Source organism: Bradyrhizobium sp. CCBAU 53351 (genome assembly GCF_015291745.1).
GTDB lineage: Bacteria > Pseudomonadota > Alphaproteobacteria > Rhizobiales > Xanthobacteraceae > Bradyrhizobium.
The window spans coordinates 597,676-613,494 of sequence record NZ_CP030060.1; the positions used below are offsets into that span (position 1 = coordinate 597,676).

Annotated in this window: 16 protein-coding genes; 11 read left to right on the forward strand and 5 right to left on the reverse strand. The window is 59.9% G+C overall.

Going from position 1 to position 15,819, the window contains the following annotated elements; translation table 11 throughout:
• Positions 1–2: 2 nt before the first annotated feature.
• From XH83_RS37825 to XH83_RS37850, 6 genes are all read left to right on the forward strand, one after another.
• The gene (locus XH83_RS37825; protein WP_128930028.1) at positions 3–866 is read left to right on the forward strand and encodes a branched-chain amino acid ABC transporter permease; all 864 of its coding nucleotides are present in this window, start codon (positions 3–5) and stop codon (positions 864–866) included.
• The gene (locus tag XH83_RS37830) at positions 863–1,780 is read left to right on the forward strand and encodes a branched-chain amino acid ABC transporter permease (protein WP_128930027.1); all 918 of its coding nucleotides are present in this window, start codon (positions 863–865) and stop codon (positions 1,778–1,780) included. The genes XH83_RS37825 and XH83_RS37830 overlap by 4 nt, the downstream gene beginning before the upstream one ends.
• A 63-nt stretch (positions 1,781–1,843) precedes the next feature.
• On the forward strand, positions 1,844–2,596 hold the full coding sequence (locus tag XH83_RS37835; protein WP_128930026.1) for an ABC transporter ATP-binding protein: 753 nt from the start codon (positions 1,844–1,846) through the stop codon (positions 2,594–2,596).
• Complete coding sequence (locus XH83_RS37840) at positions 2,589–3,311, forward strand: ABC transporter ATP-binding protein (protein WP_232995550.1); 723 nt, start codon at positions 2,589–2,591, stop codon at positions 3,309–3,311. Before XH83_RS37835 ends, XH83_RS37840 begins: the two co-directional genes overlap by 8 nt.
• 69 nt (positions 3,312–3,380) lie before the next feature.
• The gene (locus XH83_RS37845; protein ID WP_128930024.1) at positions 3,381–4,541 is read left to right on the forward strand and encodes a cytochrome P450; all 1,161 of its coding nucleotides are present in this window, start codon (positions 3,381–3,383) and stop codon (positions 4,539–4,541) included.
• Positions 4,542–4,546: 5 nt separating this feature from the next.
• Positions 4,547–5,704 carry a cytochrome P450 gene (locus tag XH83_RS37850; RefSeq protein WP_128960202.1) on the forward strand — a complete coding sequence of 386 codons (1,158 nt, stop codon included), beginning with the start codon at positions 4,547–4,549 and terminating at the stop codon, positions 5,702–5,704.
• Here the strand turns inward: XH83_RS37850 and XH83_RS37855 are convergent.
• Entirely contained in the window at positions 5,679–6,416 is a 738-nt protein-coding gene (locus XH83_RS37855) for a TetR/AcrR family transcriptional regulator (protein WP_164933590.1), read from the reverse strand. The genes XH83_RS37850 and XH83_RS37855 overlap by 26 nt on opposite strands.
• Positions 6,417–6,588: 172 nt before the next feature.
• Entirely contained in the window at positions 6,589–7,581 is a 993-nt protein-coding gene (locus XH83_RS37860) for an extradiol ring-cleavage dioxygenase (RefSeq protein ID WP_164938228.1), read from the reverse strand.
• 175 nt (positions 7,582–7,756) lie between these two features.
• Between XH83_RS37860 and XH83_RS37865 the strand changes: the two genes are divergently transcribed.
• From XH83_RS37865 to XH83_RS37885, 5 genes are all read left to right on the forward strand, one after another.
• On the forward strand, positions 7,757–8,755 hold the full coding sequence (locus tag XH83_RS37865) for an amidohydrolase family protein (protein ID WP_128930020.1): 999 nt from the start codon (positions 7,757–7,759) through the stop codon (positions 8,753–8,755).
• A 20-nt stretch (positions 8,756–8,775) separates the two neighbouring features.
• Entirely contained in the window at positions 8,776–9,165 is a 390-nt protein-coding gene (locus tag XH83_RS37870; RefSeq protein ID WP_128930019.1) for a RidA family protein, read from the forward strand.
• A gap of 35 nt (positions 9,166–9,200) precedes the next feature.
• Positions 9,201–9,821, forward strand: coding sequence for an RraA family protein (locus XH83_RS37875; RefSeq protein WP_210326182.1), 621 nt, complete (start codon positions 9,201–9,203; stop codon positions 9,819–9,821).
• A 16-nt stretch (positions 9,822–9,837) separates the two neighbouring features.
• A complete protein-coding gene (locus XH83_RS37880; protein ID WP_128930018.1) occupies positions 9,838–10,503 on the forward strand; it encodes an RraA family protein in 666 nt (221 codons plus the stop codon).
• 313 nt (positions 10,504–10,816) lie between these two features.
• Complete coding sequence (locus tag XH83_RS37885; RefSeq protein WP_128930017.1) at positions 10,817–11,611, forward strand: GGDEF domain-containing protein; 795 nt, start codon at positions 10,817–10,819, stop codon at positions 11,609–11,611.
• 406 nt (positions 11,612–12,017) lie between these two features.
• On the opposite strand, the gene XH83_RS37890 is transcribed toward XH83_RS37885, so the two are convergent.
• From XH83_RS37890 to XH83_RS37900, 3 genes are all read right to left on the reverse strand, one after another.
• A complete protein-coding gene (locus XH83_RS37890) occupies positions 12,018–13,490 on the reverse strand; it encodes a benzaldehyde dehydrogenase (RefSeq protein WP_232995548.1) in 1,473 nt (490 codons plus the stop codon).
• Positions 13,491–13,539: 49 nt separating this feature from the next.
• On the reverse strand, positions 13,540–14,082 hold the full coding sequence (locus XH83_RS37895) for a hypothetical protein (RefSeq protein ID WP_128930016.1): 543 nt from the start codon (positions 14,080–14,082) through the stop codon (positions 13,540–13,542).
• A gap of 110 nt (positions 14,083–14,192) precedes the next feature.
• Positions 14,193–14,561: a hypothetical protein gene (locus tag XH83_RS37900; protein WP_128930015.1), complete on the reverse strand. Its 369-nt coding sequence runs from the start codon at positions 14,559–14,561 to the stop codon at positions 14,193–14,195.
• Between the last annotated feature and the right edge of the window lie 1,258 nt (positions 14,562–15,819).

The window sequence follows — 15,819 nt, forward strand, 5'->3', positions numbered from 1 at the left end:
TCATGGTCGGCTTCGTCAACGTTCTGATCGGCGGCATCGCTTATGGGTTCGTGCTGTTTCTGATGGCTGGTGGCCTCTCCATCACGCTCGGGCTGATGGGCTTCGCCAATATGGCGCATGCGGCGCTGGCCATGGTTGGAGGCTACACGGCGGCATTGCTGATCGGCAAGGCCGGGTGGCCGTTCCTTGCGGCGGTGGCAGCGGCTGCCGCCATCGCGGCCGCCGTGGGTGCGATCCTCGAGCGCAGCCTTTTCCGGAGACTGTACGAGGCCTCGGAGCTGGAACAGGTCCTGCTGACGATCGGCGTCGTCTACGTGTCGATTGCCGCAGCCACCTATCTGGTCGGTCCAGAGCAGATGGCGATCGCGGTGCCTTCATGGCTGGACGGAAACGTCCGCATCGGCGCTGTCGAGGTCAGCCGCTACCGGCTTTTTCTGATCGGCTTCGGCACGGCACTTCTTCTGTCGCTGCTTGTTCTGATCGATCATACGAATTTTGGCGCCAGGATAAGGGCGGCCGTTTTCAACCGGCGGATGACGGCATCCTGCGGCATCGACGTCGCAAGACTGTACGCCCTCGCCTTCGCTCTCGGCTCCGCGCTTGCTGGACTAGGCGGCGCGCTCAGCGTGAAGCTCCTTGGCCTCGACCCGAACTTCCCCATCAAATTTCTGACGGAGTTGCTGATCGTGGTCAGCGTCGGCGGGCTCGGCTCCTTGCGCGGAACGTTTGCCGCCTGCCTCATGTTCGGGGTCCTTGACGTGGCCGGGAAATATCTGCTTCCGGAGATCGGCGCGTTTATCATCTATGCAACGGCGCTTTCCGTCCTGACGGTGCGCCCGCAAGGCCTAGCCGGCCGTCCGCAATGAGCGACATCACTCTCGACCTCGCGCGAACTGCGGTGCGCTTTCGCGCCAGATGGACCTTGGTCGAGCTGGTCTTTTGGATCGCTGCAGCGGCCTGCTATGTCCTCTTTCCCGGCAAGCTCGTCCTTCTCACACAGATCCTAATCGGCGGCCTGTTTGCGATGTCGCTCGATCTGTTGCTCGGCTATGGCGGGATTCCGTCCTTCGGACATGCCGCCTTTTTCGGACTCGGCGCCTACACGGCGGGATTGCTCGCTGCGCATGGCTGGGGCGAGCCGATCTCCGGCGTTCTTGCTGCCGGGCTCGTGACCGGCGCTCTCGGCTTCGCCTTCAGCACGCTGATTGCAAAAGTCCGCGGCGCCGCAGTGCTCATGGTGACGCTTTGCATCGGGCTTCTGCTCTATGAAGGCGCAAGCCGCCTGCCTTGGCTCACCGGCGGCGACAGCGGTCTCCAGGGAATCGAGATGTGGCCGCTGCTCGGGCTGTTCGAGTTCGATCTCTTCGGCCGAACCGCGTTCTGGTATGCCTATTGCAGCGCATTGACGCTTTATCTTGTCGCCCGGCGTTATGTCCACTCGCCGGAGGGTCTCGCGCTGCAGGCCATTCGCGAGAACCAGACCCGCGTTCCGATGCTCGGCGTCTCCATCACACGGCGCAAGATGATCGCTTTCACGATATCGGCGGCGAGGCGCGCTGCTGGCGCAGACCACACAGATCGTCGCACTGGAAACGTTGAGCTTCGAACGATCGGTGTCGGCCCTCGTCATGCTGATCGTCGGCGGAATTGGCACGCTTATCGGCGGCTTCATTGGGGCTGCCGCGTTCATCTGGATGCGCGACCTGCTGTCGACGGTCAATCCTGTATATTGGATGTTCTGGCTCGGCCTGGTGCTGATCGCGATCGTGTTGACGGCTAGAGGCGGCCTACTCGGCGTCGTGAGCCTGGTTCGGAGCAAGATCGTGCGCTGGAGGCGAGCGAGATGACGGTTGCCGCGCTCCAGACACGCGACCTTTGCAAGCAATTTGGCGCCTTGAAGGTCACCAATGCCGTCAGCCTCGTGCTAAAGGCAGGCGGTCGACATGCCCTGATCGGGCCGAACGGCGCCGGCAAGAGCACGCTGATCAACCTGCTCACCGGCGTGCTGGCCCCGAGCAGCGGCAGCATTCTGCTGGAGGGCGAGCCAATCGATCGATTGAGCACCGATCAGCGTGTCGCACGCGGATTGGGGCGGACTTTCCAGATTAACGCCCTGTTCCCGCATCTGACGCCGCTGGAATCGATCATGCTCGCGGTCGCCCGGCGCCGCGGACGGCTTGGCAGGCCTCTTCAGGCCTTACATCGGCAGCCCGACACCACGGACGAGGCGTATGAGTTGGCGCGTTCGGTCGGGCTTGACCGCGACTGCCTGCGGCGGACTGCCGAACTATCTTACGGTCGCCAGCGCCTTGTGGAGATTGCTCTCGCCCTCGCCGGCCGTCCCCGCGTGCTGCTGTTGGACGAGCCGGCGGCGGGAGTTCCCGCCGGCGAGAGCTTTGAGCTGATGCAGGCTATCGAATCCCTCCCCGATCAGATCGCCGTTCTCTTCATCGAGCACGACATGGATCTGGTCTTTCGTTTTGCCGACACGATCACCGTTCTCGTCGCCGGTTCGGTATTTCGCCAAGGCAAGCCCGGCGAGATCGCGACCGACCCGGAGGTGCGGCGGATTTATCTCGGAGATGACCGTGACTGAGCCGCTGCTCGAGGTCGACCAGCTCAACGTGGGCTATGGTGAAGGAATCGTCATCAGCGGACTGTCCTTCGCGATTGAGGCCGGCGGCTCTCTTGCGGTTCTGGGCCGAAACGGGGCCGGAAAATCAACCCTGATGCTCGCCCTTGCGGGTCATCTCACGCCCCGCTCGGGGCGAATTCGTTTTCGCGGCAACGAGATCGCCGACCTAGCGCCACACCGGCGATGCCGACTGGGCATCGGGTGGGTGCCGCAAGGCCGCGAGATATTCGCCCCCCTCACTGTCGAGGAGAACCTGCAGATTGCCGCGACGAACGGACCTTGGACAATCGAGCGCATCTTCGAGATGTTTCCAAGTCTGAAGGCACGTCGCACCAATTTCGGAGATCAGCTGTCGGGCGGCGAACAGCAGATGCTGGCGATCGGTCGAGCCCTGGTGACGAACCCGCGCTTGCTGCTGCTCGACGAGCCGCTCGAAGGCCTCGCCCCCGTCGTCGCGCAGGACGTCGCGCGCTGCATCACCGCGATCACCGAGACCGAGAGCATGGCGGTCATTCTGATCGAGCAGCACGCAGGCTTCGCGCTCAGGCTGGCGCGGCAGGCGATCATCCTGGAGCGCGGCATTGCCGTTCGCAACGGAGAAAGCAGCGCTATTGCGGCGGATCGCGGTGCCCTCGAACAATATGTCGGCATCCGCAAACCCGGTCGCGCCGCGTAGCCGAAGGCTTGCTCATTATACTGTCCATATGGTAGATTTAGCGTAATAATAATTTCCTGGGAGAACCACATGGCCTTTCGTTTCGATCCCGAGGAGCGGAACTTCGTGGACGACCCCTATCCCACCTACAAGGTGTTGCGCGACGACCATCCGGTCTATCTGCACGAAGGGAGCGGGTTCTACATCATCACGCGAAACGAGGACGTGGCGCGCATCCTCAACGACTACGAGGTCTTCTCTTCGGCGCGTGGCAATGCGCTGGTCGATTCACCCTTGCGGGTGGGCAGGACGCTCGGATCGACCGATCCGCCGCGTCATGACGAACTTCGCCGTGTGGTGATGAAGGGCTTCACGCCCGCGCGCATCGAATCCATGCTGCCCGCCATTCAGCGCGACGTCGATCGACTGCTGCACAAGTTCGGCACCCGTCGTGAGTGCGACTTCATGGCAGATATCAGCAGGCCCATCCTCTATGGCGCACTCGGGCGGATGCTCGGGTTGGACGGCGAAGCTGCGGACCGGGCGGCGGATTTGTCGCGGGACATCTTTCATACCGATACGGGACCGATGGGCCCGGCTGCGAGGCCGGGCTTGATGGAAGGGGTGTTTGAACTGCTCACCGAGCAGCTCGAGCGACGTCGCAAGGACCGCAGTGACGATCTGTTCTCGTTCCTGCTCGACGCACAGGAGGGGGGAGCACCACTTTCCGACGGCGAGATTCTGGGCAACATGTCGACCGTCCTGCTCGCGGGCAACGCGTCCATCGGGCATTATTTCTCTAACTTGATCTACGCGCTCTGGACCAATCCGGACGAGCGTCGCAAGTTGCAGGCCGATCCGGCCCTGCTGGATGCCGCCGTGAACGAAGGCGTTCGCTGGGATACGTCAACCCAGGCTTTCGGACGGCAGACCACGAAGGAGGTCAAGCTGCACGGAATCGCAATTCCGGCAGACAGCCGGCTCGTGGTCTGTTTCGCGGCCGCCAATCGCGACGAACGCGCTATCCCGGATCCGGACCGCTTTGACATCAGCCGGCCAAAGACCCGGCATTTTGGCTTCGGCTCCGGCCCCCATATCTGCCTTGGGGCGCCCGCAGCACGGGCCATGATGCGAACGGTCATGACCCCTCTGCTGCCGGCGCTCGGCGACTATGAGCTCGACGTCGCGAACGCCGAACGCGTCGCTCACATGATGGTACGCGGCTTTTACAAGCTGACGATCCGCTGGTGAACGAGGTGAGCGAGTTCGACCTCACCGGCAATGGGTTTCTCGATGACCCCTATCCGACCTATCGTCGCCTGCGCTCCGAATGTCCGGTCTATCATTGCCCTACCACAAAGCTCTGGTTCGTGAGCCGCTATGCGGATATCGCCTATGCACTGAACAATCCCGTCCTGCTCTCGTCCTCCGCCGGGAACGCCCTCAGCGATTCTCCGCTGCGCGTGGGCAAGACGCTCGGCTCGATCGACCCGCCACGGCATGACGAGCTTCGCCGGATCATCATGCGGGGACTGAGCCCGGCGCGTATCGAGCTGGTTCTGCCCTGGATCCGCGATACTCTCGCTAAGGGCCTGGAAGCGCTTGGCACCCGGCGCCGATGCGACTTTGTCGCCGAAGTGAGCCGCCCGGTGCTGTTCGGCGCGCTAGGCAGGATGCTGGGGCTGGGACCCGATTCGGCGCAGCGCGCAGCCGAGCTGTCGGAGCGTTTATTTCGCGGGAATTCCGGCCCCGCGGGGCCTGCGCTCTCCGAGGAAGAACGCGCCAAGGTCATTGCGCTGCTGTCCGAGGAGTTGGAACGCCGGCGTGTCGAACGTGGGGACGATCTCTTCTCGGTCCTGATCGCTGCTCAACAGGATGGAGCGCCCCTCACGGATACCGAGATCGTCGCAAACATGATGACCGTGCTCCTGGCCGGCAATGCCTCCATCGGCCACTTTCTACCCAACCTGGTCCATGCGCTCTGGCGCCACCCCGAGCAGCGATCGCGCATCCTGGCCGATCAGAGCTTGGTCGAAGCTACCATCGAAGAGGGTGTGCGCTGGGATACCTCGACACAGTGTTTCGCGCGGATCACTTCCAGCCCGGTCGCCCTCAGCGAAACCGACATTCCAGCAGGCAGCCGGGTGGTGTTGCTTTACGGCTCCGCCAATCGCGATGAGAGCGCAATTACAAATGCCGAGACCTTCAATGTCGACCGGGGCAAGGTTCGCCATTTCGGCTTCGGTTCGGGGCCGCATATTTGCCTCGGCGCCCCCGCGACACGCGCCATGCTCCGCACCATTCTGCCGAAAGTGCTGAGCACTTTCGGGGACTTCGAGATTGACCTCGCCCGCGCAGTTCGTGTTCGTCACCTGATGGTGCGCGGCTTCAGGAGCTTGCCGCTCGCTTGGTAACGCGTTTTGCGTCTTTGTTTCGCGGAGCGAGCTTACGCCGGCGAGGTTGCTCTGCCGGCTCGCGGAAAAACAGCGCGCAGCAGGTGCGGATGTGCTCATCAACGAATTTCTTTGAAAAAGGCGAGTGGCCCATCACCTGCTGGACCTCGGCCGAAAGCATGAAGATACGCGTTACCGCACCGATGAACAGATACTGGAGATGATAGGGATCGCCCTCGACGTAACGGTCTTGCTTTTGAGCCGCACGGATGAGCTTCGCGACGACGTTGAAATAGTTGCGGACCCGATCTTCGACTAGCCAGGTCAGCCGTTCGCTCTCGCGCTTTCCCTCGTGTGACATCAGCCAATGGAAGTTCGGATTGGCAGCGGCGAAGCGGATGAACTGCTCCTGGAGAACCCTGAGCTGTCCCACCTCGTCCTGCTTAGAGACGCCGGCAAGGTAGTCTTGGAAGTGCCGGCTGAAATTCACGCTCGTCGTTGATAGGACGGCGCGCCAAAGCCCGTCCTTGTTCTTGAAATGATAAGTCACGAGCGGATGCTGAACGCCGGCCTTGGCTGCAACCGTCCGTGTCGACGCTCCCTCAAAGCCACGCTCGGCGAATTCCTCGAAAGCGGCCTCCAGGATCCGTTCCCTTGTGTCGAGGGAACGCTGCTGGCGCCGGCGCTGATTCACGACCTCGTCGAGGGTTTCCTTGGTCAGATCCGTCGCCAAAACAGCTCCGCGTGGCATGCCATGTCCGCACGAAGCCTATCCGCCGGAGCGACCGGTTTGTCAACACCGCGCCCGACGCGCACAAGCGGAACACACAGACCGGAGCGACACAGGCGTGAACTCCGCCGGCAAGTCGCCTCGCCGGCGGCAGTCGCTCGCTGTGCCGGGAAATTTAGGACCAGACGGCGAAGCCGATACCCGTGCCTGTACCGGCCGGGGTCCTATAGCCTGGATAGTATTCCGTCCAGTCGTTGTCGAGATGCTCGGACATGCCCGCGACCATCACCCAATTCAGGAGTTCCGAAGAGCCGGAGTTCAACTCTCCCCTGGTCAGCGACTTGAGGACGGACACGTCCTTGCGCTTGATCGCATCGAGCACCTTGCGATCGAGCTTCTCGTCCACGACAAAATGGCTCAGGCCGCCGCTGGCCACCACGGCCACTCGGGCATCCAACTTCGACCGTGAAATGAGGCTCGCGATCGCCTGTCCGACGCCATAGGCGCGTCGTGCCGTCGGGGCATTGGGCGGAAAGTAGGTGTTCAGCAGGACCGGCAGAACCGGAATGGACTTTCCCTTGAACAGCCGCTCGATGATGAAGCCGTAGGCATGGCCGAATCCGGCCTTGTGCGGGTCATCCACCTTCGCTGCTGCTCCGATGTCCACGTCGTTCTCGATCAGACCATGGATCAGCTCGCGGGCGAGCTCTGGACAGCCCGGAAACGTATGGACTGCATCCATGGCATATCCCTTCATGACCGTGCCGATCCAATTCGGCGTCTGCGGCGTGAGATGGCGCTCATGCGTCAGGATCTCCTCTCCATAGAAGATGGAGATTGCGGGCATGTTGGATAGGCTGAACAATTCGGCCTGATCGTCCCCCACGATCAGCACGACGTCGGGTGCAACCTGCGCCAGGCGGTCGGCCATGTAATCCAGAGCCTTCTGCGATGCGGCCTCGATCTCCAGGAACTTCGCCTCGGTCGCCAGCGCCGCATAAGGAGCGCCGTTTTCGCGGGCGAGCTCGTCGTAGGACACATAGCGGCCATCGGAGAGATTGAGAGCTTTGTTCTTGAGATCGTCAGCCGCGCGCTCGCTCCAACGCTTTCCCTCCAGCGCGAGCATGGGGGTGTGCGACGCGGCGAGGCCGAGAACGATTTTCGCCATTGGACATTTCCTCTCTTTTAATTTTACCAGATGGACTATATTGCTACGAGCGATCGCGAATGGCAATCGCCTCGACGCAATTCCCAGGGCTTGCGACGGTCGCTTTTTAATTATACCATGTGGAAGATTTAGTGGTCGCAAGACCCGCGCTATCCATCCAGGGAGAAATGTCCGCATGATCATCGACGCCCACGCGCATCTCGTCGCGCCGCCGAGCTTCTACGCCCATCGCGGAAATCTCCAGGTCGCGCGCGGCCAATACGGCATCTATCACGCCAAGATCCCGGATGCAGAGCTTGAGAAATCAGCAGCCCAGAACGTGCAGATCATGGACGGCGTCGGCACCGACATCCAGGTTCTCTCACCCCGGCCTTTCATGATGCTGCATGGCGAGAACCGCTGGGACGACATCGTCAGCTGGGCGCAGGACAACAACGACATGATCGCACGCACGATCAAGTTGCACCCCAAGCGCTTCCGCGGCGTGGGCGGCCTGCCTCAAGCGACGGGCGTGCCGGTTGAAAAGATGTTCGACGAGATCAAGCGGTGCATCAACGATCTCGGCTTTCTGGGCGTGTTGATCAATCCCGATCCTTCGGAGGGGGCCGGCAAGTCGCCGCCGATGGGCGATTCCTATTGGTATCCCCTATACGAATTCCTCTGCGAGCACGATATCCCTGGTCACATCCACAGCTGCGCCTGCTGCGGCCGCGAAACGTATGACGAGCACTTCATCACGGAAGAGAGCCTTGCCATCACCTCGATCTCCCGGTCCGACGTGTTCAAGCGCTTTCCCAGCTTGAAGCTGCTGATCAGCCATGGCGGCGGCTCCGTGCCGTATCAAGTCGGTCGCTGGCGCTCGAATCGCCAAATGTTCGCCGCCGCCTCGGGGGCGAAGGCCGAGACTTTCGACGAGACGCTCAAGCGCTTCTGGTTCGATACGGTACTGCACTACAAGAAATCGCTGGAGCTGCTGTTCGACGTGGTCGGCGCCGATCGGTGCGTCTTCGGCACCGAGCGGCCGGGCAGCGGCGGCGGCATCGATCCAAATTCGGGCAAGCCCTATGACGACATCAGGCCGGTAATCGAATCGATCACCGAGATCAGCGAAGCTGACAAGAAGGGCATTTTCGAAGGCAACGCGCGCCGTCTGTTCGCGCGGCTTGACGTCTGACCGGTTGGGGAGGAGCAGCAATGACTGCACGCCGCAGCATCGAAATCGAAGGCTTCAGCCATGGCGCTCAGCCGATACCCGCAGCGTCTCGCGTCGGCAATATCGTCATGACCGGCGGTGTCTATGGGTTGGATCTCGCGGCAGGAAAGATTCCTGACGAGGTCGAGAAACAGGTTGAACTGATGTTCGACAATCTCAAGCGCATCATGGCGGCAGCCGGAGGTGCGATGGATCGCATCGTCAAGATGACGGTTTACGTCAAGGTTCCGGAAGCCCGACCGGCCGTCAACAAGCATTGGCTGGAAGCGTTCCCCGATGCAGCTTCGCGACCTGCACGGCATACATTCCAGAACGATCATCTGCCGGCCAACATGCTGGTCCAATGCGATGCCATGGCGGTTCTCGAGTGACCACCTCAACGACATCTGACATTGTCGCCAGACTGATGGAACTCGACACCTGCGCGGTGTCCGACGCGCTCGACAAGCTCAACTTGCCGGGCGCTGTCATCGGAGTCTCGGCCCTCACCGGCCCGACGCGAGTCGCCGGACGAGCCGTTACGACGAAGCTCGGCGCACCTCTGCCGAACCTCCCGAAACGCCACCTCGGCGCGGGAGCGGTGATGGCGGCAGAACGTGGCGACATCATCGTCGTCGAGCATCGCGGACGGACCGATGTGTCTGGCTGGGGCGGCCTGCTCAGCCTCGGCGCCGTCAAGAAGGGCGTTTCCGCTATTCTGATTGACGGCGCCTGCCGAGACCTTGATGAAAGTCGCGCGCTCGGGCTTCCGGTCTTTGCGCGCGCAGCCGTACCCGTGACCGCTCGCGGCCGGATCGCGGAGCATTCGTTCCAGGAGCCGATCACGTTCGGCAACGTCGCCGTCAAGCCGGGAGACTATGTCCTAGCCGATGGCAGCGGCGTGGTGTTCGTCGACCAACTCCGCGCCGAGGAGATCATCGCTACGGAGCCGAGGACATTTTTGGGCGCGAGCGGGCGATGGCGGCAGCCATCGATCGCGGCGAAGCGATCGGCAACGTCATGGCCGGGAACTACGAAGATATGCTGAAAGGGTAGCGCAGCAAATGACACAGGACGCGGCTGAAAACCTCAAGACATTCGGGGTGACGACCCTGTCAGATGCACTGGATCGACTGGGCATCGAGGGGCAGTGTCTCGGGATCATGCCGTTTGCGCGCTCGATGCGTCTTGCCGGCCCGGCCTTTACGATCCGAATGCTACCGACCGGCCAGAGCGGCGGTTCGGTCGGCGACTATATCGATGATGTGCAGCCCGGCCAGATCGTCGTCATCGACAATGACGGTCGCATGGACGCCACGGTCTGGGGCGACATTCTGACCCTGGTCGCCGACCGCCGCGGCATCGGCGGCACCGTCATTGACGGCGTCTGCCGCGATATCGACCGCAGCATCGAACTCGACTATCCGATCTATGCCCGGGCCAACACGATGCGGACTGGCAAGGATCGCGTCACTGCCGACGCCTACAATGTGACCGTGCAAATTGCCGGTATCCGCATCGCGCCTGGCGATTGGCTGGTCGGGGATGGCGACGGCGTGATCTGCATCCCGGCGAGCCGCGTCCAAGAGGTGATCGAAGTCGCCGGACAGATCGCAGCCGCAGAGGAGAAGATCCGCGAAGCCGTGCTGCGCGGCGATCGCCTCGACGAGACACGGAAGAAGTTGCGCTACCATGCGCTGCAAACGCGCGAGAGCGGCGCCAAGGCTTGAATTTAGAGACGCGTCTGCTCGGCAGACGATGGCTCGGCTTTGCGATTCACGCAGTTTCTGGCTTCAAGGAAGCTGCAGGCGGTCTAGAGGCCTGCCAATAGTGGAAATTAGCCCATGCATGTTGCGCATACCGGTCGTGGCAGCGGGCCTGCGCCGGGCGCGTGCCGGCAGGCGACTCGACAGGAGAGCGTCAATGCCTATTTCTGGCTCCGAATTTAACCTCCTGTTAGTAACGCTGTTAAGTCCCCAAGCATTTTAAGATGACGACCAGTCGATCCCTCCTAGGCTTTCAAAAAGTCACGGAGCGCGATTGATGAATGATCCCTTAATGACGTTGGGAGATGTGTACCGTCGGACGGTTCGCGACGTTGCGATCGGGCTTGTCTTAACTGTTCCGCTGGTTTGGCTAGCATACGCCTATCTGTTCGGACCGGAGGGCAACGTGAGCAGCCTTTATGCGACAGGTTGCGTCGCTCTGCTTGGTACGCTCGCCTCCATTGGAATTGGAGGCGCCATGAGCCTGCGCAGCAACCTGCTGCAGCAAAAGTTGATCGCGACCCAGGCCGAGCTCCTAAGACTTTCGAGAGTTGACCAACTCACCGGTCTCTTGAATCGAAGAGGATTTAACGAGGTTGCAGCCAAGGCTCTCGCAGAGGCATACGATCGTCACCTTCCCGCTATAGGCTTGATGATGGATATCGATCGGTTCAAGGGCATAAATGATCAATACGGTCATGATTTCGGTGATGCGGTGCTGGTTGAAATCGGGGACGTGCTCAAGTCGTTCGCGAAGGAGCATAGCCTCGTGATTGGCAGGCATGGAGGCGAAGAATTCGCGGCGCTGCTGTTGGGCGTATCTCCGAGCGATGCAGTTTTACTCGCTGAGCAGTTGCGGCAGGCTTGCGGGCAGAGAGAAGTTGCCCGAAATGGTGCCTTGACCAAGGTCACGGTTAGCATTGGGCTGGCGGTTTCCAAGGGAAGCGAGGGATTGTCGAAAGTACTTGGCCTTGCAGACGAAGCTTTGTATCGCGCCAAGCGTGCAGGGCGAGATCAGGTTTCGGTGCGCTATAGCGATACCATTGGCGTTTCCGCTTTGGGCTTCACCTAATCGTAGCAACCGCACTCTTTCTCCACGCGCGCGCAGCAGCCTCACTTGGCGCGAACTCCGAGACTCTAACTGCTGCTGGATGAAAATTCAGTGGCAGGTCAAGCCGCCGCGAGCGAGCGCTTCCTGCTATTGCTCAAAGCTAAGATCGGGATGGCCAAGGCTTTGGCCAATCTACCCAAAAAAGATTTGCGTGTGTCGAAGACAGACGTTGATCGAGCTTTACGAGTCCGGATCAACTCGATAGCCTTCGAACAGATCTTGCCTTGATCCGAAAAGAGAGGCCGTACTCTTGGTAGTAGAGTACGGCCAAGTGGGAGGGAGCTTGGTGAACACTCCGCCGGGAACTTAGAGAAACAATCAGCGCCACGGGCGCATTGGTCATTCAGTCAGTGATCGAGTGTCGAGTTTAGAGTGAATAGGGCTGCAGCTCAGCTTTGATCGTCACCCATTGCCATTGAGTGAACTCTTCCCAGTTAGCGATACCGCCGATCGATGTGCCATTGCCCGATGTGCCGGAGCCGCCGAAGGGATTGACCACATCGTCGTTGATCGTCTGATCATTGATGTGTAGCAAACCCGTTCGTAATTGCTCGCCAATTGCCATTGCCCTGCCGATGTTGCGCGAGATGATCACAGCAGAGAGCCCATATTCGGTATCATTCGCCATTTGCCCGGCCTGTACATCCGTCTCAAATGGGACAAGCACCGCGACCGGAGCGAAGAGCTCGTCACGATAGGCCGGATTGGTGGGTGAGATCTCCGCCAGCACGGAGGGCTGAAGAAACAGGCCCTCCGCCTTGCCTCCCGTTAGCAGCCGAGCTCCCTCGGTGACGGAGCGGTCAATCAGGGTTAGTGCATGATTTAGCTGATGCTGATTGATCATCGGACCGAGGGCAACGGAAGGGTCGAGAGGGTTGCCAACTTTCAAAGTCTTCGCATATCTGACGAGCGCATCGCTGAAAGCGTCGAAGATGTTTCTCTGCACGAGAATGCGTCCAGCGCTCATGCAAACTTGTCCTTGATGAAAGAACGCCGAAAAGGCGGCGGCACGAACGGCGGTATCCAGATCTGCGTCGTCTAGGATGATAAGTGAGTTCTTGCCGCCAAGTTCGAGGGACACCTTCTTGAGATGCTGTCCAGCCACCTGTCCGACCATTCGCCCCGCCCTGCTCGACCCGGTAAATTGGATCATCGCCACATTGGGGTCCTTGCACAGAGCCTCACCAGCATCCTCTCGACCGGGCAGCACCTGAAGAACGCCTTTCGGCACACCCGCCAATTCGAAGAGGCGCGCAATAACGAAGCCACCACAAATAGCAGTCCGCAGATCCGGCTTGACTACCACCGCGTTTCCGACGGCCAGGGCCGGCGCAATGGCGCGCTCGGCAAGGTAGAGCGGGAAATTGAAGGGTGATATCACGCCGATCACCCCGAGTGGGCGTCGCCGCACGAAGCTGATGCGCCCTCCCGGGCTTGGAAGCACGTTCCCTTGAGCTTGCGAGGGCATCGCAGCCGCAAGCCGGATTGCTTTGAGCGTACCTGCGAGCTCGATCTCAGCCTTCAAGCGGACCGCGCCGCTCTCTCGCATGATCCAGGTGACGATGTCATCCCTATAACGCTCGCCGACTTCGCACGCCTTTAGAAGTATGTTTTCGCGTGCATCTGGCGCCGTCGCGGCCCACGAGACCTGCGCCTGCCGTGCATTCGCAGAAGCGCTCCCAATGTCGACCGCGCTTGCAAGACCAACCTTACCAATCACCGCACCGGTCGCAGGTTCGACTGCCTCAAAGGCGGATTTGCTAGATGACCATTCGCCCGTGAAGAATTGCCCAGTCAGCACCGAGCCTGCCACGATGTTGTCGCTAACCATTTCTTTCATTCTCCAAAATGTCCCGGGTCAATTGGCGTCGAGCACGCTCGACTGCTTCTCAAGAGCCCTCACCTGAACGGCGGGGGCGGATTGTCCAGGTGCACTTCAGCGCAGCATGATAGGGACAGCCAGCCCATGCCTGATCCTCGGCATGACGTCCGATAAAGTAGGATGGAAACTGTTCATCAAGGACATTGATCCGATTACGCAGCTTCTTCCTGTTTTCCGCCGGCATACTGCTCCTTTGTTCCATGTAGCTGATCCGCGGATCAGGAAGGAGCGTCTTTGCAATCCAGGCCACGCAGCCCAACGATCGCGGTATGAGTACTTGAGCCAAGGGATGCGCCGGCGGAATGCCATGCGCCTTCAGCGTCGAAGGCAGCGCCATTGATCGCAACATCTGGTGACCCAACCACCGCAAGCCTGGCGGAAAATAGCGATAGCTGAACTGATCGAAGAGCGCGTTGACGATCAGATTCCCTCTCTCGGTCACTGATCGCTCCCTGCTTTCGAAATCCCGGCAAAATGCAACGAGACCGTCCCAGTCCTTAGGATACCCGTGTAAAGGTACGCCACCTTCGGCGACGAATAGCTTTGCCATCTCACCCCAAAACTTGTGAGCTGCTATTTTTGCTTCTCGTTGAAGCCCTTCAATCCCATCGCCTTGAATGCCAGATCCATGGCGATCGCCGTGAAGGCAAGCGTGTAGATCTAATCTTCGTGATCAGAAAAATCGCCCGGGTACTGTTTGGCATAATGGGCGTGGAGCTTGTTGATGTTTTCGACGGATTTGATGGTGCGATCGTCCTGAGGACCGTAATACCACCAGGTTGTGTTGTTGATTCCGGTCTGTTCGGCGCGATGAGTGGCTCTATAAAGAAGCTTTCCGCCATCCTCGCGCCAAACGGCCCGAGCGCCCCACTCAGTCACTACGAAGTTGGGAAATGTGAAACAATACGAAAAATTCTGTATGAAATCCGTCAGGCCGTAACAGCTGGATAGCCGCCAAATTTCAGCATAATCGACGTGCGGATCGAGTTGCTCGATCCTCCTGTTGATCCACTTGTAGCCCTTCTTCATGATCGTTACTCCGCCATTCCATGACTTCGCGGCTTGGCGCGGAGCTCGGCTTGTACAAAGAGCCGCATCGCATACGCAGGGAGTCGACCGGCGTTTCCCCAATGCGCGCAACCAGTAGCGCAGACACGAACTTCAAACTGATTTTGCAAAGGCGATTGAGCACCTAGGCGGCGCTCTTGCAAAATGCGGTGCCGCGACAACTCGTGCCGGGGCCCTGCGCAAGCTGCGGGAGGAGCTTGCCGGCGGCTGTGCATCGACTTGAGTGAGAAAAATCGAAAGCGCGCGGAAACAGGCGACCAATCGGGACGTCGCTCGAAATGAGCTACTCGGTCAAGCGAACCAAATGTTGGCTGATCCTTAAGACCAGCACACACAATCCGGACGCTCCGACTTGAGCCTGACGGAGCCTTCGACTGCTCGAACAGGCGGACTAAGCCCATCGGACGGATCCTCCTATATGTCAGTTTTGACTTATAGTAAGAATACATCAGGTTATCGCATATGGCAATCCTTACATATTACCTGCCGGTGGACCAACCTTATGTTTTTCTGTTTCTGCTCAGCAAAGCGGAATTCCCGAATGCGGGGCGGCGAGGTGTGTACCGCGCTCGCCGATTGCCTGATTGAAAGGTATGAACGCGAAGAATTCGCCGTGGCAACCGCCGAGCAGTAGCGGCAAACAAGAAGGTAGGAAGAAGTTACCACGATTGCCCTATCGAACCTTAGTCGGCATCGACGTGATCACGGATGGCGCGATGGCCGCCTAGGCGATGAGACTTCCCTGGCGATGCGGTCACTTTATTCGGCGAAAGGATCGTAGACTTCGCACTTCATGCGAGCTTAGACGGAGGTGCCTCCGTCGATGTTCTTGCGCAGCTCCGAGGAAAGAACGTCCGGACTTGTGTTGAACGTTAATATCTGACTTAACGATGCGACCAGCGAGTGTCGTCGCGAAAACCGAACAACGAAATGGTCAAACATCAGATTAATGCTCACACCTTTGGTCAACTCGAAGAACCGAGACTGACATCCGAGATGTTGTTGTCGATAGCAAAGCTCGCAACCCTGCTCCAATTCGAACCATGCCGTCTCCGGAGCCGGCGGATCATTATCAGCTGAATGCCGCCCTCTCGGCAAAAGCGATCATGGCGACTGCGCCTTATGTGCATGTCGCGGAAAGGGTCGTGATTGTGCCTGACGCAATCACCCTATTCGGCGTAACAGCGGCGAGAGAGCGTCCCCGCGAGAACGTATTGGC

Excerpts from the sequence above, each read along its gene's own strand:
- XH83_RS37825 (WP_128930028.1), top strand. The coding sequence starts at position 3 with ATGGTCGGCTTCGTCAACGTTCTGATCGGCGGCATCGCTTATGGGTTC.
- XH83_RS37830 (WP_128930027.1), top strand. The coding sequence starts at position 863 with ATGAGCGACATCACTCTCGACCTCGCGCGAACTGCGGTGCGCTTTCGC.
- XH83_RS37835 (WP_128930026.1), top strand. The coding sequence starts at position 1,844 with ATGACGGTTGCCGCGCTCCAGACACGCGACCTTTGCAAGCAATTTGGC.
- XH83_RS37845 (WP_128930024.1), top strand. The coding sequence starts at position 3,381 with ATGGCCTTTCGTTTCGATCCCGAGGAGCGGAACTTCGTGGACGACCCC.
- XH83_RS37860 (WP_164938228.1), bottom strand. The coding sequence starts at position 7,581 with ATGGCGAAAATCGTTCTCGGCCTCGCCGCGTCGCACACCCCCATGCTC.
- XH83_RS37865 (WP_128930020.1), top strand. The coding sequence starts at position 7,757 with ATGATCATCGACGCCCACGCGCATCTCGTCGCGCCGCCGAGCTTCTAC.
- XH83_RS37870 (WP_128930019.1), top strand. The coding sequence starts at position 8,776 with ATGACTGCACGCCGCAGCATCGAAATCGAAGGCTTCAGCCATGGCGCT.
- XH83_RS37875 (WP_210326182.1), top strand. The coding sequence starts at position 9,201 with ATGGAACTCGACACCTGCGCGGTGTCCGACGCGCTCGACAAGCTCAAC.
- XH83_RS37880 (WP_128930018.1), top strand. The coding sequence starts at position 9,838 with ATGACACAGGACGCGGCTGAAAACCTCAAGACATTCGGGGTGACGACC.
- XH83_RS37885 (WP_128930017.1), top strand. The coding sequence starts at position 10,817 with ATGAATGATCCCTTAATGACGTTGGGAGATGTGTACCGTCGGACGGTT.
- XH83_RS37890 (WP_232995548.1), bottom strand. The coding sequence starts at position 13,490 with ATGAAAGAAATGGTTAGCGACAACATCGTGGCAGGCTCGGTGCTGACT.
- XH83_RS37895 (WP_128930016.1), bottom strand. The coding sequence starts at position 14,082 with ATGGCAAAGCTATTCGTCGCCGAAGGTGGCGTACCTTTACACGGGTAT.
- XH83_RS37900 (WP_128930015.1), bottom strand. The coding sequence starts at position 14,561 with ATGAAGAAGGGCTACAAGTGGATCAACAGGAGGATCGAGCAACTCGAT.